Source organism: Mesorhizobium sp. LNHC232B00 (genome assembly GCF_000502435.1).
In the GTDB taxonomy this organism is placed as follows: Bacteria; Pseudomonadota; Alphaproteobacteria; order Rhizobiales; family Rhizobiaceae; genus Mesorhizobium; species Mesorhizobium opportunistum.
Genome location: NZ_AYWP01000003.1, coordinates 106,348 through 124,446, shown reverse-complemented (window position 1 = coordinate 124,446; position 18,099 = coordinate 106,348). Strand labels below are relative to the sequence as shown.

Below are 18,099 nucleotides of genomic sequence, written 5' to 3'. Positions count from 1 at the left end.
TGCTGTTTGCGGCATTTCAGCGTCCCCTGCCATATTCGGCCGCGAAAATGAAGCATTCGCAAATGATCGCGGTCATGGGCTCGCATTCGTGACCGATCGCCGTTTGCGTGGCCAAAAACGCTTTGATATACGGGCGCATCCCCGGCCGAACGCCACGCGGGCAAGGCCGTCCCATATCCCAGCAACGAGGCATTCTTTCCATGGCGAAGATCAAGGTGGCGAACCCGGTCGTCGAACTCGACGGCGACGAGATGACCCGCATCATCTGGCAGTTCATCAAGGACAAGCTGATCCACCCTTATCTCGACCTCAAGCTCGAATATTATGACCTCGGCATCGAGCATCGCGACGCCACCAACGACCAGGTGACGATCGATTCGGCCAACGCCATCAAGAAATACGGTGTCGGCGTGAAATGCGCGACGATCACCCCCGACGAGCAGCGCGTCGAGGAATTCAAGCTGAAGAAGATGTGGAAGTCGCCGAACGGCACCATCCGCAACATCCTCGGCGGCACCATCTTCCGCGAGCCGATCATCATGAAGAACGTACCGCGCCTGGTGCCCGGCTGGACCAAGCCGATCATCGTCGGCCGCCATGCTTTCGGCGACCAGTACCGCGCCACCGATTTCCGCTTCCCCGGCAAGGGCAAGCTGACCATCAAGTTCGTCGGTGAGGACGGCCAGGTGATCGAGCACGATGTCTACGATGCGCCCGGCGCCGGCGTCGCCATGGCCATGTACAATCTCGATGAGTCCATCCGCGAGTTCGCCCGCGCCTCGCTGAACTACGGCCTGCTGCGCAACTATCCGGTCTACCTGTCGACCAAGAACACCATCCTCAAGGCCTATGACGGCCGCTTCAAGGACATTTTCCAGGAAGTCTACGAGGCCGAATTCGAGGCCGAGTTCAAGTCGAAGAAGCTGTGGTACGAGCACCGCCTGATCGACGACATGGTGGCCTCCGCCCTGAAATGGTCGGGCGGCTATGTCTGGGCCTGCAAGAACTACGATGGCGACGTCCAGTCCGACACGGTGGCGCAAGGTTTCGGCTCGCTCGGCCTGATGACCTCGGTGCTGATGACACCGGACGGCAAGACGGTGGAAGCCGAAGCCGCGCACGGCACCGTCACCCGCCACTATCGCCAGCACCAGAAGGGCGAGGAAACCTCGACCAACTCGATCGCCTCGATCTTCGCCTGGACGCGTGGCCTCGCCCACCGCGCCAAGCTCGACGACAATGCAGAATTGAAGCGGTTTGCCGACACGCTGGAGAAGGTCTGCATCCAGACCGTCGAGAGCGGCTTCATGACCAAGGACCTGTCGCTCTTGATCGGCCCCGACCAACCCTGGCTCTCGACCACCGGCTTCCTCGACAAGATCGACGAGAATCTGCAGAAGGCGATGGCGTAAGCCGGCAGTCTGGATGCGAAGGCTCCGAAAGGGGCTTTCGCTTTTTAGTCCACCGAGAGCGAAAGCATGATCAAGCCAATCCTGTACGGCGCGGATTACAGCGTCTATGTGCGCATCGCCCGGATGGCGCTGCAGGAGAAAGGCGTCGACCACGAACTCGTGCCGGTCGACATCTTTGCCGCCGAGGGCATCCCAGCCTGGTATCTCGAGCACCATCCTTTCGGCCGCATTCCGGCTTTCGAGCATGACGGGTTTCGGCTGTTCGAAACAAATGCAATCGCGCGCTATGTCGACGAGGCCTTCGAAGGACCGGCGCTGCAGCCTGCCGACGCGCGCGGCCGCGCCAGGATGGGCCAGATCATCGGCATGCTCGACGCCTATGGCTACCGGTCAATGGTCTGGGATGTCGCCGTCGAGCGGCTGGAGAAGGAAGCGCCGGATGAGGCGTTGATCGCCGGCGGGCTGCGGCAAGCGGAGACGGTGCTCAACGTGCTGACCTCGCTGAAGGCGGAGGGACCATGGTTGATTGGCGAGCGGCTGACACTGGCCGACTTGCATGCGGCGCCGATCATTGCCTATTTCGTCAAGGTCAGCGAGGGGCAACAGCTGCTGGCGCGGTTCGCGGATATCCGGGACTGGTATGCGCGCATTGCGGCGTGGCCGAGCTTCGTTCGAACTGAAAAAGTCGGCTGACAAGTGTTGAGACGTCTGCGGGACAGTGCCCCCCTCTGTCCTGCCGGACATCTCCCCCACTTGGGGGGAGATTGGCAGCGTCCGCCGGGCGCCTATTCCGGCGCGGTTGTTTCCACGTGGGAGATTGGCGAAAGCCGGTGCGACGTCCGATCTCCCCACTCGTGGGGGAGATGTCCGGCAGGACAGAGGGGGGCACTGTCCCTCCGACCGTTGCTATAACAGTCCTCGCCTACACCGCCTCGAGCGCCGCCTTCACAGCCGCGATCGCGTCGTTGGCCTTGGAAGCATCCGGGCCTCCGGCTTGCGCCATGTCCGGCCGTCCGCCACCGCCCTGCCCGCCCAGCGCGGCCGAGGCGACGCGGACCAGGTCGACAGCGCTGAAGCGGCCGACGAGGTCGTCGGTGACCGCGACGACGACGCTGGCCTTGTTGTCCTCGCCGGCGCCGACGAAGACGACGACGCCGGAGCCGAGCGACGTCTTGCCGGCATCGGCCAGCGGCTTCAGATCCTTCGGTGACACACCGGAGACNCGTCTTGCCGAGGAAGCCGACACCCGCGACCGTCTCGTTTTCCGAAGGCGCGCCGGCCGCGGCACCGCCGCCCAGAGCCAGCTTCTTGCGAGCCTCGGTCAATTCCTTCTCGAGCTTCTTGCGCTCTTCGAGCAGCGTCTCGACGCGCGCCGGCACATCGGCCGGCGAAATCTTCAACACGGCTGCCGTCGCCTTCAAACGCCTGTCCTGCTCGTCGAGATGTTTGCGCGCGGCTTCGCCGGTCAATGCCTCGATGCGGCGCACGCCGGCGGCGACGGCGCTGTCCGACACGACACGCACCAAACCAATATCGCCGGTCGCCCGGACATGGGTGCCGCCGCAGAGTTCGACCGAATAGGGCCGGTTGGCCTTGGCGCCATGCACACCGGTGCCCATCGAGACGACGCGCACCTCGTCACCGTATTTCTCGCCGAACAGCGCCATGGCGCCCTCGGCGATGGCGTCGTCGACGGACATCAGGCGCGTGGTCACCGGGCCGTTCTGGACGACGATCTCATTGGCCATCCGCTCGACCTCTTCGAGGTCCTCCGGTGAAATCGGCTTGTTGTGCGAGATATCGAAACGCAGGCGCTCGGGCGCGACCAGCGAGCCCTTCTGCGCGACATGGGTGCCCAGCACCTCGCGCAGCGCCTCGTGAATCAGATGCGTGGCCGAATGGTTGGCGCGCAGCCTGGTGCGCCGCGCATGGTCGACCTTGAGCTCGACGGCAGCGCCTACCTTGACGGCGCCGCTTGCCACCTTGCCGAGATGCACGAACAGCCCGTCGGCCTTTTTCTGCGTGTCGGAGATCTCGATCGAAAATCCTTCGCCCGAGATGATGCCGGTGTCGCCCACCTGACCGCCGGACTCGCCATAGAACGGCGTCTGGTTGACGACCACCGCAACGGCGTCGCCCTTGCCGGCGCTGTCGACGGTCTTACCGTCCTTGACCAGCGCCTGGACGAGGCCTTCCGCCTGCTCGGTCTCGTAGCCGAGGAACTCGGTGGCGCCGGTCTTTTCACGCACGGAGAACCATACCGTCTCGGTGGCGGCCTCGCCGGATCCGGTCCAATGCTTGCGCGCCTCGGCCTTCTGCTGCTCCATCGCATTGTTGAAGCCGGCAAGGTCGACCGAGATGTTGCGTTGGCGGAGCGCGTCCTGCGTCAGGTCGAGCGGGAAGCCGTAGGTGTCGTAGAGCTTGAAGGCCGTCTCGCCGTCCAGCATGTCGCCGGCATGCAAAGTTTCCGTCGCCTCCGAGAGCAGGCCGAGGCCGCGCACCAGCGTCTTGCGGAAGCGCGTCTCCTCGAGCTTCAGCGTCTCGGTGATCAACTGTTCGCCGCGCAGCAGTTCGGGATAGGCCTGGCCCATCTCGCGCACCAGCGCCGGCACCAGCTTCCACATCAGCGGCTCGTGCGCGCCGAGCAACTGCGCGTGGCGCATGGCGCGGCGCATGATGCGGCGCAACACATAGCCGCGTCCTTCGTTCGACGGCAGCACGCCGTCGGCGACCAGGAAGGAGGACGAGCGCAGGTGATCGGCGATGACGCGGTAGGAGGCCACGGTTTCCGCATCGGGAGCGCGCCCGAGCGCTGAGGACGCCACGTCGATCAGGTGCCGGAACAGGTCGGTCTCAAAGACGCTTTCCACCCCCTGCAGGATGGACGCCATGCGCTCCAGGCCCATGCCGGTGTCGATCGACGGGCGCGGCAGGTCGATGCGCTCCTCCTTCGTCACCTGTTCATACTGCATGAAGACCAGGTTCCAGAATTCGAGGAACCGGTCGCCATCTTCTTCGGGGCTACCGGGAGGACCGCCCCAGATATGCTCGCCCCGATCGATGAAGATCTCCGAGCACGGCCCGCATGGACCGGTGTCGCCCATCGCCCAGAAGTTGTCCGAGGTCGGTATGCGGATGATGCGGTCGTCCGAAAAACCGGCGATCTTCTTCCAGAAGCCGGCCGCCTCATCGTCGGTGTGATAGACGGTGACCAGCAGCTTGTCCTTCTTCAGCCCGAACTCCTTGGTGATCAGGTTCCAGGCAAGTTCGATGGCGCGTTCCTTGAAGTAATCGCCGAACGAGAAATTACCGAGCATCTCGAAGAAGGTCAGGTGGCGCGCGGTGTAGCCGACATTGTCGAGGTCGTTGTGCTTGCCGCCGGCGCGAACGCTCTTCTGAGCAGTCGTGGCGCGCGAATAGGGCCGCTTCTCCAAACCGGTGAAGACGTTCTTGAACTGCACCATGCCGGCATTGGTGAACATCAATGTCGGGTCGTTGCGCGGCACGAGCGGGCTCGAGGCGACGACCTCGTGGCCCTCCCTGCGGAAATAGTCGAGGAATGTCGACCGGATTTCGTTCACGCCACTCATGACTGCTGCCTTTTTTCGCGAAAACCGCCGGCAACCCGGCGGAAATGGGCTCTGCTTTTTGCAGAGATAGATTGGGCCTTTTAGCGGGCACGCTTCACCCTGTCCAGAAACACGGAATTGGGCCAATCCACCAGCTTGCCGGCAGCCCAAAAACAAAAACCGCCGGCTCGAAGGCCGGCGGTTTTGGACGCGGTACTAAAGAACTCGATTACATAAGCATTGGATCATAGGCAGGAATTATGGCCGAACTCCGGCCATTAGCCTACATCGCGCCGGCTTCATCCTCGAAACCGTCGTCGCCATTGCCCTCAGAGCCACCATTTTCGAGGAATTTCTCGGCGATCAGCCCGGCATTCTGCCGCAGCGCCAGTTCGATCTCACGCGCCGTATCGGGATTGTCGCGCAGGAACAGTTTTGCATTTTCGCGGCCCTGGCCGAGACGCTGCGAATTGTAAGAGAACCAGGCGCCCGATTTCTCGACCACGCCGGCCTTGACGCCGAGATCGACCAGTTCGCCGGTCTTGGACACGCCTTCACCGTACATGATGTCGAACTCGACCACCTTGAAGGGCGGCGCCAGCTTGTTCTTGACCACCTTGACGCGGGTCTGGTTGCCGACGACCTCGTCACGGTCCTTGACCGAACCGATGCGGCGGATGTCGAGGCGCACCGAGGCGTAGAACTTCAGCGCATTGCCGCCAGTGGTGGTTTCGGGCGAACCGAACATGACGCCGATCTTCATGCGGATCTGGTTGATGAAGATGACCATGGTGTTGGAGCGCGAGATCGAGGCGGTGAGCTTGCGCAGCGCCTGGCTCATCAAACGGGCCTGCAGACCCGGCAGCGAATCGCCCATCTCGCCTTCGATTTCGGCGCGTGGCGTCAGCGCCGCGACCGAATCGACCACCAGCACGTCGATGGCGCCGGAACGCACCAGCGTGTCGCAGATTTCCAGCGCCTGCTCGCCGGTGTCGGGCTGCGAGATCAGGAGGTTTTCGAGATCGACGCCAAGCTTGCGGGCGTAGACCGGATCGAGCGCATGCTCGGCATCGACGAAGGCGCAGATGCCGCCCTTCTTCTGGGCTTCGGCCACCGTGTGCAGCGCCAGCGTCGTCTTGCCCGAGCTTTCCGGCCCGTAGATCTCGATGATGCGGCCGCGCGGCAGGCCACCGACGCCAAGCGCGATGTCGAGGCCGAGCGAGCCGGTCGGCACCGTCTCGATCTCGACGACCTGCTCGTTCGCGCCGAGCCGCATGATCGAGCCCTTGCCGAAAGCCCGCTCGATTTGCGACAGCGCCGCATCCAGAGCCTTTGATTTGTCCACTGCCTTATCCTCTACAAGCCGCAAAGAATTCTGAGCCATGATACATCACCCCTTGGTCGTCAATGAAGGCCGGACAATCCGTAATCCCTACCATTTTGTACCTTTTTTGTTCTCGTTTGGCAAGAGGGATCAAACATCTGAAAAACAAGTGATATCCGGATTTGTTCTTTTTTCGTACCAAGAGATCGAACAGCAATGCACCTCGCATTGGGCCAGACAGCTCGATTGTTTCGGTTCGCCGAATCGCTGCCTTGCGTGCGAAACTCCATCCGCAGCCTAACGCTTGTGCGGCAGGAATAACAAAGGGCATATCGCCGGCATGGTGAAATCCGCAAAGATACTGGCCGTGGGCGGCGCCCACATAGACCGGCGTGGCCAGGTGTCCGGCGCCTATGTGCCCGCCGCGTCCAATCCCGGCACGATGCGCGAGGATGTCGGCGGCGGCGTCTTCAATGCATTGCGCAGCACGGTGCGGCGCGGCGTGTCGGCCTCGCTGATGTCGATGCGCGGCGGCGATGCGGCGGGCGACACCGTTTCGCGCGCCATAGCGGAAGCTGGCATCGCCGATCTGTCGGCGGTGTTCCTCGACCGAACCACGCCGAGCTACACGGCGCTGATCGACCGCGAGGGCGAACTGATCGTCGGCTTTGCCGACATGGCTCTCTACGACCTGGCGTTTCCCAAGCAGATCAGGCGTTCCAAGGTGCGGGAGGTGGTCGCGGCCGCCGATGCCATCTTGTGCGACGCCAATTTGCCGTCCTCGGCGCTGGAGCGGCTCGTCGCACTCGCCGCGGGCAAGCCGGTGTACGCGATTGCCATTTCGCCGGCCAAGGTGGTGCGGCTGATGCCGGTGCTCGGCGCGCTGGCGCTGGTCTTCATGAACCGGAGCGAGGCCATCGTGCTGGCGGGCGTCAACGCAAATGCCGCGAATCCGGCTGTCGTCGACGGGCTGCGCTGCAGCGGTCTCAGAAGCGGTGTGGTTACCGCAGGTGGCGGCGCGGTGCTGGGTTTCGACCAAGCAGGCGCCTTTTCGATCTTGCCGCCTGCCCCGAGAAAAATCGCCGATGTCACCGGAGCCGGCGACGCATTGGCAGGTGCAACGATCGCGGCCTTGCTGCGCGGTCTGCCTTTTCGCGAGGCCTTGCGCGACGGCGTCGCGGCGGCGACGCTGGCCATCGAAAGCGCGGACGCCGTTCCCGATTTCAGCGAGGCATCCTTCGTGCAAGCCCTGGCCCTTGTGCCGGATGCGCAGGAAATGGCATGAGACCGGCAAATTCATGGTCCGCAGCGCCGGCTAGCGTCGAGATAGATGCGGGCGCTCCAGCTTGGAGATCCAGATGAACCCGGAAACCGCCCACCCCTTCATCGACGTCCATGCGCCGGTGGCGCGGGCCCTCGCCGCCGGCCAGCCGGTGGTGGCGCTGGAAAGCACCATCATCACCCATGGCATGCCCTATCCCGACAATGGCGCCATGGCGGCCGATGTGGAAAAGATCATCAGTGACGGCGGCGCCGTGCCGGCGACGATCGCAGTGGTCGGCGGCCGCATCAAGATCGGCCTTGCGGATGGAGAGCGGGAATCGCTGGCCATGACGGGCGATGCCATGAAGCTGTCGCGTGCCGATCTCGGCTTTGCCGTCGCGCAAGGGCGCACCGGCGGCACCACGGTCGCCGCCACCATGATCGCGGCGCACATGGTCGGCATAAAAGTGTTCGCCACCGGCGGCATCGGCGGCGTGCACAAGGGCGCGGAAAAGAGTTTTGACATCTCCGCCGATCTCGACGAACTGGCGCGCACGCCGGTCATCGTCGTCTCGGCCGGCGCCAAGGCCATCCTCGACATTGAAAAGACGCTGGAAGTGCTGGAAACGCGCGGCGTGCCTGTCGTCGGCGCTGGCTGCGAGACGATGCCGGCCTTCTGGTCGCGGCAGTCGCCGTTCCGCGCGCCGCTGACCCTGCACAAGCCGGAAGAGATCGCGCATTTCTTCCGGACCAGGGCTGCACTAGGCTTGAATGGCGGCATGCTGATCGCCAATCCGGTGCCGGAAAACCACGAAATCCCGGCTGAGGAGATGGCCGGCTATATCGGGGCGGCTCAGAAGGCGGCAGAGGCGCTCAATGTGACGGGCAAGGCGGTGACGCCGTTCCTGTTGTCGAAAATCCTCGAACTGACCGGCGGCCGGAGCCTGAAGACCAACATCGCCCTGGTCGAAAACAATGCGCGGTTGGCGGCGCGGATTGCGAAGGCGCTGTAGGGCGGCCAATGTCGGCGGGACAGCACCCCCTCTGTCCTGCCGGACATCTCCCCCGCAAGGGGGGAGATTGCTTGTCACTCCGGCCTTCGCCAATCGCAGACGTTGAAAGCGAGAGCCGGCAGTTGAGCTGCCAATCTCCCCCTTGCGGGGGAGATGGCCGGCAGGCCAGAGGGGGGTACTGTCCCGCAACGTCCGCAAGTTGGCATCACTTCCCAGCCCTTCGCCCCGCCTCATACGCGCGGCGCGCCCACACCGTCATCTCGTCGGGATCATCGAAAGCACTGTCTGGAACGCTCCAATAGGGCATGGCGACCAGCTTGCCGTGGCGAGAGCCGGTGTAGGTCCATTGCTTGCAGCCGGCGGCTTCGAAGTCGGGCGCGCTTTGTTCGTCGGCCTTCAGCAGCAATTCGCCGCGCAGCACGATGGCGACGATGACGCCTTCGAAATAGATGCCCTTGCCGCCGAACAGCTTGCGGATGCTGAGCGGGCCGAGGCCCTCGAACAGTTCGGCGATGCGTTCATTGTCCATGCCGCGATCATGTCATCGGCGTCAGGCCTTGTCATCGCCGCAACCAAAATCATGCTGACAGGTTGAAAGAGGATCGATCGGAGTTTCCCGCCATGCCTGTCTTGCTCAAAGGCTCGTGCCGCTGCAACGCCGTCCGCTTCGAGGTGGAGAGCCACACGCCGGTGCCATTCATGCTGTGCTACTGCTCGATCTGCCGCAAGCAGCAGGGCGGTGGCGGTTTCGCCATCAATCTCGGCGCCGACTATGAGACCCTGAACATCCGGGGCAAGAGGAGCCTTGGCGTCTACCGCGCCGAGATCGAGGACGACGAGCATCCGCATTGCGAAGTCTCGACCGGCGAGCGCAATTTCTGCAAGAAATGTGGATCAGCACTTTGGCTCTACGACCCGACCTGGCCGGAGCTGGTGCATCCCTTCGCCTCGGCGATCGACAGCGACCTGCCGAAACCGCCTGAAAAGGTGCATCTGATGCTGAAATACAAGGCGAACTGGGTCGAGCCGGATGTCGGCAAAGGCGACAAGACTTTTGACGTCTATCCCGAGGAATCGATCGCCGACTGGCACAAGCGGACGGGGATGTGGGTGAAGTAGCGTCCTTCTCCCCGTTTTACGGGGAGAAGATGCCGGCAGGCAGATGAGGGGCGGAGCTAACTCTGGAGAGGCTGGCGCGGCCCCTCATCCGGCCCTTCGGGCCACCTTCTCCCCGTAAACGGGGCGAAGGAAGATCAGGCCGAAGCACGTGCCTCGGCCAGCGCCTTCAGGTCGGCCGGCTTCAGCTCGACGGATTCGCCGCAGCCGCAGGCCGAACTCTGGTTCGGGTTGTGGAAGGTGAAGCCGGTGCGCAGCGTCGTCTGCTCGAAATCCATCTCGGTGCCGAACAGAAAAAGCGCGGCCTCGGGTGCCACATAGACATGGGCGCCGTCGCGCTCGATGTGGTCGTCCTTGGTGTTGGGTTCGGTCACCAGGTCGACCGTGTATTCCATGCCGGCGCAGCCGCCCTTCTTGATGCCGAGGCGGATGCCATGCGCGTTCTCACGCGTGGCCACGATCTCGCGCACCCGGTCGGCGGCCTTTTCGGTCATCGTGATGACGGCAAAGCGTCCCATTCTTTTTCCTTCTCCATTCCATGCAGGTTCAAGGCCTGCCGAATGATTCCTCACCTAAAATGGTGAAGTTTTACCGCTGGCGCAAGTGCGCCTTCCGCTTGCACTTAATACCAGCCCACCGCTACCTGCGCCTCTTCCGACATGCGGTCGGGCGACCAGGGCGGGTCGAAGGTCATGTTGACCTCGACGCCGGAGACGCCTTCGACGGCACCGACGGCATTTTCGACCCAGCCCGGCATTTCGCCGGCCACCGGGCAGCCGGGGGCGGTCAGCGTCATGTCGATCTTGACCGAGCGGTCGTCCTCGATGTCGATCTTGTAGACGAGGCCGAGTTCGTAAATGTCGGCGGGGATTTCCGGGTCGTAGACCGTCTTAAGCGCCGAAACGATGTCGTCGGTCAACCGCGCCAGTTCGTCGGCGGGAATGGTGGACGCCGAAACCACGGCGTTGGCGGCGGTTTCCGCGGTGGTCTCGGCAGTGGTGCTCGCGTCATCCATCATCGTCACCCGAAGAATTTGCGCGCTTTTTCAAGCGCCTCGGCCAAAGCGTCGACTTCGGCCCTGGTATTATACATGCCGAACGATGCCCTGCATGTGGAGGTTACGCCGAAGCGTTTCAACAGCGGCTGGGCGCAATGGGTGCCGGCGCGGACAGCGACACCTTGCCTGTCTATCACCATCGACACGTCATGGGCATGAATACCCTGGAGTTCGAACGATATGATGGCGCCCTTGCCTGGAGCGTCGCCGAAAATGCGCAGCGAGTTGATGGCGCGCAGCCGTTCATGAGCATAGATCTTGAGGTCTTCCTCATGCGCGGCAATGCGCTCGCGGCCGGTCTTTTCCATATACTCCAGCGCGGCACCGAGCCCGATCGCCTGCACGATCGGCGGCGTGCCGGCCTCGAAGCGATGCGGCGGCTCGTTGTAGGTGACGATGTCTTCCGTCACCTCCTCGATCATCTCGCCGCCGCCCATGAAGGGGCGCATGCCCTGGAGAATATCCTTCTTGCCATAGAGCACGCCGATGCCCGATGGGCCGTAGACCTTGTGGCCGGTGAAGACGAAGAAGTCGCAGTCGAGGTCCTGGACGTCGATGGGCATATGGACAGCGCTCTGGCTGCCATCGACGAGCACGGGAATGCCACGCGCATGCGCAATGCGCACGATTTCCTTGATCGGGGTCACCGTGCCGAGCGCGTTCGACATCTGGGTGATGGCGACCAGTTTGGTGCGATCGGTCAGGCGCTTCTCGAATTCCTCGATGTGGAAGATGCCGAGATCGTCGACCGGCACCCAGACCAGCTTGGCGCCCTGCCGCTCACGGATGAAATGCCAGGGCACGATGTTGGAGTGATGCTCCATGATCGACAGCACGATCTCGTCGCCCTCGCCGATGTTGGGCCTGCCATAGCCATAGGCGACCGTGTTGATCGCCGAGGTCGTGTTCGAGGTGAAGACGATGTTGTCGGTACTCGGCGCGTTGAGAAAGCGACGCACCGTTTCCCGCGCCTTTTCATAGGCGTCGGTCGCCGCATTGGACAGGAAATGCAGGCCGCGATGGACGTTGGCATATTCCTGGGAATAGGCATGCTGGATCGTATCCAGCACCACCTGCGGCTTCTGTGCCGAGGCGCCATTGTCGAGATAGACCAGCGGCTTGCCATAGACTTCCCGCGACAGGATGGGGAAATCGCGGCGGATCGCCTCGACGTCGTAAGGGATGTTTTCGACTTTCTGGTCCATTTCAAAGTCCTTGCCGTCCAAGGCCGCGTTCCTCGCAACACCCCTCATCCGACCGAGCTTCGCTCGGCCACCTTCTCCCACAAGGGGAGAAGGAAGAGCGCCCAACCTTCTCCCCTTGTGGGAGAAGGTGGATCGGCGCGTAGCGCCGAGACGGATGAGGGGTGGCTTTGCCGGGCCCCATCCAATTACCCGTGTGCCACGAACCAGCCGTCGAGCCGCGCCTCGAGCGCGTCGACGATCGCTTCGTCGTCCAGTTCCTCGATCACCTCGGCGACGAACGCCTTGACCAGAAGGCCCCGGGCGCTCTTCTCGTCGACACCGCGCGCCATNCCATCAGGTAGAACAGATGGTCGTGGTCGATCTCGGTGACCGTCGCGCCGTGGCCGCAGACGACGTCGTCGGCGAAGATTTCGAGCTCAGGCTTGGTCGAGAACTCGCCATCGTCCGACAACAGCAGCGTGTTGCAGGCCATCTTGGCGTTCGTCTTCTGCGCATACTGATGGACGTTGATGCGGCCTTGGAAGACACCGCGCGCCTTGCCCGTCACCACGTTGCGGACAATTTCGGTCGAGGTCGTATGCGGCACGGCGTGATCGAGAACCATGGTCACGTCGGTGTGGGTGTCGCCGGCCAGCAGATTGATGCCGCGCAGCTTGAAATCGGCGCCTTCGCCGGTTGTCCTGACCACGATCTCCTGGCGCACCAGCCTGCCGCCGGCATTCATGACGAACAGGGTCAGCTTCGCGTCCTTGCCGATATGGGCCTTGAACTGCGCCAGATGCGTCGCGGTCTCGGGCTGTTCCTGGACGATCAGCCATGTCACCTCGGCGCCCTCGCCGAGCACGAGTTGGCTGACCGAACTAGTCAACGCCGCGCCCTCGCCGGCCTGGCGTTCGACGATGACCGCCTTGGCGCCGGCACCGACACGCACCGGCAGGCGTACGTGCGTCTGGCCGCCGGCCTGTAAATTCTGCAATTCGATCGGCTTTTCCAGTTCGGCACCGTCGGCGATGTCGATAAAATACCCATCGGCGACGAAAGCCATGTTCAGCGCCCCAATGGCATCGTCACTGCCATAGGGATCGAGCCCCGGCGCGATGCTGCCGTCGGTCAGCTTTTCCGACAGGCGCTCAATGGCGACGCCGTCCACAGCCGGCGTCTTCGCATCGGACTTACCGTTCAGGATCGCCAACACGGCAGAGCCTTCGACGATCGGCGCGACGGCCTTGGGGGCGGCGGCCGGATCGAAGTCCGGCACCGCGTTCAGCAGCCGCCGAAGGTCCGTGTAGTGCCAGGATTCGACGCGCCGCGTCGGCAGGCCGTGCTTGATCGCTTCAATGGCGTCGTCGCGCTTCAGCATCACCGCGCCATCGCCCGGCAACAGCGACAGACGGTCGCCGAAGGCGTCGATCAACGCTGTCTCGGCCGGTGTCCGCTGCGGTTGTGTGTGCATATTCATCAGTTTGACCTTGCCTTCTGGCATCTCACGCGGCTTGCCCAATCACGCCGGCATAGCCGTTGGCTTCCAGATCGAGCGCCAGCGACTTGTCGCCGGACTTGATGACCTGGCCCTTGTAGAGCACGTGCACGCTGTCGGGCACGATGTGTTCGAGCAGGCGTTGGTAGTGGGTGATGACCAGGAACGCCCGGTCCGGCGCGCGCAGCGCGTTGACGCCGTCGGAAACGATCTTCAGCGCATCGATGTCGAGACCGGAATCGGTCTCGTCGAGCACGCAGAGCTTCGGCTCCAGGAGCTTCATCTGCAGGATCTCGGCACGCTTCTTCTCGCCGCCGGAGAAGCCGACATTGAGCGGCCGCTTCAGCATCGCCATGTCCATGTTGAGCGAGGCCGCGGCTTCCTTCACCCGCTTCAGGAATTCAGGGATCTTCAGCGGTTCCTCGCCGCGCGCCTTGCGCTGCTCGTTCATCGCCACCTTCAGGAATTCCATGGTCGCGACGCCCGGTATTTCCATCGGATACTGGAAGGCCAGGAAGATGCCCGACGTGGCGCGCTCGGCCGGATCCATTTCGAGGATCGACTGGCCGTTGTAGAGGATGTCGCCCTCGGTCACCTCATAGTCCTCGCGGCCGGCGAGGATGTAGGACAGCGTCGATTTGCCTGAACCATTCGGTCCCATGATCGCGGCGACCTCGCCGGCTTTCACCGTCAGGTTCAGGCCGCGGATGATCTCGGTGCCGTCATCGACGATGCGGGCGTGCAGGTTCTTGATCTCAAGCATTCTTTTGTTTCCTGAATATTGTCCGGTCAGCCGACCGAGCCCTCGAGCGAGATGCCGATCAGCTTCTGCGCCTCGACCGCGAATTCCATCGGCAGTTGCTGGATGACGTCCTTGACGAAGCCGTTGACGATCAGCGCGATCGCTTCCTCTTCGGGAATGCCGCGCTGCATGACGTAGAATTTCTGGTCCTCGGAAATCTTCGAGGTCGTTGCTTCGTGCTCGAACTGCGCCGTCGAGTTCTTGGCTTCCATGTAGGGCACGGTGTGCGCGCCGCACTGGTCGCCGATCAGCAGCGAGTCGCAGTTGGTGAAGTTGCGGGCATTGGTCGCCTTGCGGTGCGCCGAAACCTGGCCGCGATAGGTATTCTGCGAGAAGCCGGCGGCGATGCCCTTGGAGATGATGCGGCTCGACGTGTTCTTGCCGAGATGGATCATCTTGGTGCCAGAGTCGACCTGCTGGTAGCCGTTCGACACGGCGATCGAATAGAACTCGCCCTGGGAATCGTCGCCGCGCAGGATGCAGCTCGGATATTTCCAGGTGATGGCCGAGCCGGTTTCGACCTGTGTCCACGAGATCTTCGAGCGGTCGCCACGGCAGTCGCCGCGCTTGGTGACGAAATTGTAGATGCCGCCCTTGCCCTCGGCGTCGCCGGGGTACCAGTTCTGCACCGTCGAATATTTGATCTCGGCGTCGTCGAGCGCCACCAGTTCGACGACGGCGGCGTGAAGCTGGTTCTCATCGCGCTGCGGCGCCGTGCAGCCTTCGAGATAGGAGACGTAAGCCCCCTCCTCGGCGATGATCAGCGTGCGCTCGAACTGGCCGGTGTTCTTCTCGTTCATGCGGAAATAGGTCGACAGCTCCATCGGGCAGCGCACGCCCTTGGGCACGAAGACGAACGAGCCGTCGGTGAAGACAGCCGAATTCAGCGTGGCATAGAAATTGTCCGACGTCGGCACGACCGAGCCGAGATATTTCTGGACCAGTTCCGGATGCTCGCGGATGGCTTCCGAGATCGAGCAGAAGATGACGCCGGCCTGCGCCAGTTCCTTCTTGAAGGTGGTGACCACCGAGACGGAATCGAACACCGCGTCGACGGCGACACGGCCCGACTTGTAGACATTGTCGCTGGCTTCCTCGAGCTCGGAGGCATCGGTCTTCTGCACGCCGGCGAGAATTTCCTGTTCCTTGAGCGGAATGCCGAGCTTCTCGTAGACCTTCAGGAGTTCGGGATCGACGTCGCTGAGCGACGACGGGCCGGGCGTGCTCTTGGGCGCCGCGTAGTAGTAGATATCCTGGAAATCGATCTTGGGATAGTGGACGCGCGCCCAGGTCGGCTCTTCCAGCGTCAGCCAGCGCCGATAGGCTTCCAGGCGCCATTCCAGCATCCAGGACGGTTCGTCCTTCTTGGCCGAAATGAAACGGATGATGTCTTCGCTCAGCCCCTTGGGAGCCTTGTCGACAGCGATCTCGGTCTGGAATCCATATTTGTATTGGTCGACGTCGATCTTTCGGACCCGATCGATCGTGTCCTGCACAGCAGGCATATGCGTTCTCCATCCACGCCGGGGTCAAGGCCCGACAGTTTTCAAACTATGGCACCGCCGAAATGAACGCCAAAGAAGCGCTCGCGGCAGCGTAAGTTCCATATAGTGCGTCTCGACCGGAAATTCACCCGGCCAACATGAAACGCACGGCTCTACCAGGTCAAAAAAAGACCCAAAAACATCTTAGTCAAGCATCGGATTTTCCCGAAAACCGCTACGCACTTTTCGGTCCGATGCTCCCAACCGCTACGCGGCTTCTTCCCTGTCCGCCTTTTCCCTGGCGGCTTGCCTTGCAGCGATGCCCGCCAGAGCGGTCCTGAACAGTTCGATATCCTCGGCGCCCGTCGCCGAACCGATCGACACGCGCAAGGCGCCGAGACTGTCACCGTAACCCATGGCTTTCAGCACATGGCTCGGCCCGACCTTGCCCGATGAACAGGCAGAGCCCGCCGACAGCGCCACACCGGCAAGATCGAAGGCGATCTGCGCGGTTTCGGCCTTGATGCCGGGAATAGCGAAGAATGTCGTGTTGGCAAGCCTTGGCGCGCCGGTTCCAAAGATTTCCGCCTCGGGCACCAGGGTTTTCACAATGGCCTCGATCTCGTCGCGGCGCTTGCGCACCGTATCGATCGCCTGCAGCCCGTTCAGGGCCTCACGCGCGGCAGCGCCAAAACCGGCAATGGCGGCGAGGTTTTCCGTGCCGCCGCGATGGCCCTTTTCCTGGCCGCCGCCATTGACCAGGGGCTTGGGCATCATCAGGTCCGCGGCGGCGACGATGGCGCCGACACCCTTGGGGCCGCCGATCTTGTGCGAAGACAGAACCAAATAATCGGCGTAACCCGCTGACATATCGATCGAAACGCGGCCCGCGGCCTGGACCGCGTCAACCACCAGGACACCGCCCGCCGCCTTGACGATTTCGGCGATGCGATCGATCGGCTGGATGACGCCGGTCTCGTTGTTGGCGGCATGGATCGCGACCAGCGGCAGGCCGTCGGCCTTGTCGTGACCGCCAAGCGCTGTGGCCAATGCGCCGAGATCGGCAATGCCGTTGGCATCGACGCCGATGCGCGTCACCTGCGCCGCGGGAAAGCGCCCGCCATTCAAAAGGCATGGATGGTCCGCCTCGGAGACGTAGAGCCGGCTCATGCGCACGCTGCCGCGTCCCATCTGCCAGTCGGGGGAAAGCAGCGTCGAGGCGGCTTCGGTCGCACCGGAGGTGAACACGACATGTTCGGGCTTGGCATTCACCAGCGCCGCCACCTCACGCCTCGCCGTCTCGATCAGGCGCCGCGCCGCGCGCCCCTCCGCGTGGACCGATGACGGGTTGGCGGCAACATCAAGTGCCGCGACCATGGCCTCGCGCGCCGCGGCAAGCAGCGGTGCACTGGCATTGTAGTCGAGATAGGCACGTTTTGCGGCCATTTTCGTCCAGTTGGTCCCGTCAGAAGCCATTCGGTTGTCGTATGGCGTTATTTCCTTGAAATTCCAAGGCGAGCCGTCCTATTTACGCGGCTTGCGGCGCAGGTGGCCGGGCTCGACGTCTGGCCACTCAGTTTTGAACAGTTCTAAACTAGCTTCTAGGAAGACGCTCGCCCTGCGTCAAGGCCAGAGGAAGGTTCGTTCCGGGCGCCGCGCATTCGTATTACAGTGGAGTATTTCATGCCTGAGGTCATTTTCACCGGTCCGGCCGGCCGTCTGGAGGGGCGCTACCAGCCCTCCAAGGAAAAGAGCGCGCCGATTGCCATCGTGTTGCACCCGCATCCGCAGTTCGGCGGCACGATGAACAACAAAATCGTCTACGACCTCTTCTACATGTTCCAGAAGCGCGATTTCACCACGCTGCGTTTCAATTTCCGCGGCATCGGCCGCAGCCAGGGCGAATTCGACCACGGCACCGGCGAATTGTCGGACGCGGCGGCGGCGCTCGACTGGGTGCAATCGCTGCATCCGGATTCCAAGAGCTGCTGGGTCGCCGGTTATTCGTTCGGCTCGTGGATCGGCATGCAGCTCCTGATGCGCCGGCCGGAAATCGAAGGCTTCATCTCGATCGCGCCGCAGCCCAACACTTATGATTTCTCGTTCCTGGCGCCCTGCCCGTCATCGGGCCTGATCATCCATGGCGACGCCGACAAGGTGGCGCCGCCGAAGGATGTGCAGGGCCTGGTCGACAAGCTGCATACCCAGAAGGGCATCACCATCACGCAGAAGACCTTGCCCGGCGCCAACCATTTCTTCGCCAACGACGCCGATCTGCTGATCGAGGAATGCTCCGACTATCTCGACCGCCGGCTGGCTGGAGAATTGTCGGATCCGCGGCCCAAGCGGTTGAGATAGCAAAAGGGCGGCTGAGATA

14 protein-coding genes and 2 pseudogenes are annotated in these 18,099 nt (G+C 62.8%); 6 read left to right on the top strand and 10 right to left on the bottom strand.

Going from position 1 to position 18,099, the window contains the following annotated elements; translation table 11 throughout:
• Window positions 1–200: 200 nt before the first annotated feature.
• Both X743_RS163745 and X743_RS163750 read left to right on the top strand, forming a co-directional pair.
• The gene (locus X743_RS163745; RefSeq protein ID WP_023764159.1) at window positions 201–1,412 is read left to right on the top strand and encodes an NADP-dependent isocitrate dehydrogenase; all 1,212 of its coding nucleotides are present in this window, start codon (window positions 201–203) and stop codon (window positions 1,410–1,412) included.
• A 66-nt stretch (window positions 1,413–1,478) separates the two neighbouring features.
• Entirely contained in the window at window positions 1,479–2,105 is a 627-nt protein-coding gene (locus tag X743_RS163750) for a glutathione S-transferase family protein (RefSeq protein WP_023764158.1), read from the top strand.
• 229 nt (window positions 2,106–2,334) lie between these two features.
• On the opposite strand, the pseudogene alaS reads toward X743_RS163750, so the two are convergent.
• Together alaS and recA are read right to left on the bottom strand one after the other, a co-directional pair.
• Window positions 2,335–5,002, bottom strand: a pseudogene (gene alaS, locus X743_RS01000000168650) (alanine--tRNA ligase).
• A 262-nt stretch (window positions 5,003–5,264) separates the two neighbouring features.
• Window positions 5,265–6,365, bottom strand: a complete 1,101-nt coding sequence (gene recA, locus X743_RS163755; RefSeq protein WP_013895892.1) for a recombinase RecA — start codon at window positions 6,363–6,365, stop codon at window positions 5,265–5,267.
• Window positions 6,366–6,645: 280 nt separating this feature from the next.
• On the opposite strand from recA, the gene X743_RS163760 reads away from it, so the two are divergent.
• Window positions 6,646–7,590 (top strand): carbohydrate kinase family protein, encoded by a 945-nt coding sequence (locus tag X743_RS163760; protein WP_023764157.1) that lies wholly within the window; start codon window positions 6,646–6,648, stop codon window positions 7,588–7,590.
• 73 nt (window positions 7,591–7,663) lie between these two features.
• Window positions 7,664–8,581: a pseudouridine-5'-phosphate glycosidase gene (locus X743_RS163765; protein WP_023764156.1), complete on the top strand. Its 918-nt coding sequence runs from the start codon at window positions 7,664–7,666 to the stop codon at window positions 8,579–8,581.
• Between the two features lie 205 nt (window positions 8,582–8,786).
• On the opposite strand, the gene X743_RS163770 is transcribed toward X743_RS163765, so the two are convergent.
• Window positions 8,787–9,110 (bottom strand): TfoX/Sxy family protein, encoded by a 324-nt coding sequence (locus X743_RS163770; protein WP_023764155.1) that lies wholly within the window; start codon window positions 9,108–9,110, stop codon window positions 8,787–8,789.
• Between the two features lie 92 nt (window positions 9,111–9,202).
• Between X743_RS163770 and X743_RS163775 the strand changes: the two genes are divergently transcribed.
• Window positions 9,203–9,700: a GFA family protein gene (locus X743_RS163775; protein WP_023764154.1), complete on the top strand. Its 498-nt coding sequence runs from the start codon at window positions 9,203–9,205 to the stop codon at window positions 9,698–9,700.
• Between the two features lie 134 nt (window positions 9,701–9,834).
• Here X743_RS163775 and sufA read toward each other — a convergent pair whose 3' ends face one another.
• From sufA to X743_RS163805, 7 genes and pseudogenes are all read right to left on the bottom strand, one after another.
• Window positions 9,835–10,215 (bottom strand): Fe-S cluster assembly scaffold SufA, encoded by a 381-nt coding sequence (sufA, locus tag X743_RS163780; protein WP_013895897.1) that lies wholly within the window; start codon window positions 10,213–10,215, stop codon window positions 9,835–9,837.
• Between the two features lie 104 nt (window positions 10,216–10,319).
• Window positions 10,320–10,712: an SUF system Fe-S cluster assembly protein gene (locus X743_RS163785; protein WP_023764153.1), complete on the bottom strand. Its 393-nt coding sequence runs from the start codon at window positions 10,710–10,712 to the stop codon at window positions 10,320–10,322.
• Between the two features lie 5 nt (window positions 10,713–10,717).
• Window positions 10,718–11,959: a cysteine desulfurase gene (locus tag X743_RS163790; RefSeq protein ID WP_023764152.1), complete on the bottom strand. Its 1,242-nt coding sequence runs from the start codon at window positions 11,957–11,959 to the stop codon at window positions 10,718–10,720.
• Window positions 11,960–12,144: 185 nt separating this feature from the next.
• Window positions 12,145–13,418, bottom strand: a pseudogene (gene sufD, locus X743_RS01000000168645) (Fe-S cluster assembly protein SufD).
• A 25-nt stretch (window positions 13,419–13,443) separates the two neighbouring features.
• Window positions 13,444–14,199, bottom strand: coding sequence for a Fe-S cluster assembly ATPase SufC (sufC, locus tag X743_RS163795; RefSeq protein WP_023764151.1), 756 nt, complete (start codon window positions 14,197–14,199; stop codon window positions 13,444–13,446).
• A 26-nt stretch (window positions 14,200–14,225) separates the two neighbouring features.
• The gene (gene sufB / locus X743_RS163800; protein WP_023764150.1) at window positions 14,226–15,743 is read right to left on the bottom strand and encodes a Fe-S cluster assembly protein SufB; all 1,518 of its coding nucleotides are present in this window, start codon (window positions 15,741–15,743) and stop codon (window positions 14,226–14,228) included.
• A 246-nt stretch (window positions 15,744–15,989) separates the two neighbouring features.
• On the bottom strand, window positions 15,990–17,168 hold the full coding sequence (locus X743_RS163805) for a cysteine desulfurase family protein (protein ID WP_023764149.1): 1,179 nt from the start codon (window positions 17,166–17,168) through the stop codon (window positions 15,990–15,992).
• A 237-nt stretch (window positions 17,169–17,405) separates the two neighbouring features.
• Between X743_RS163805 and X743_RS163810 the strand changes: the two genes are divergently transcribed.
• The gene (locus X743_RS163810; RefSeq protein WP_013895905.1) at window positions 17,406–18,080 is read left to right on the top strand and encodes an alpha/beta hydrolase; all 675 of its coding nucleotides are present in this window, start codon (window positions 17,406–17,408) and stop codon (window positions 18,078–18,080) included.
• The last annotated feature ends 19 nt before the right edge of the window (window positions 18,081–18,099 follow it).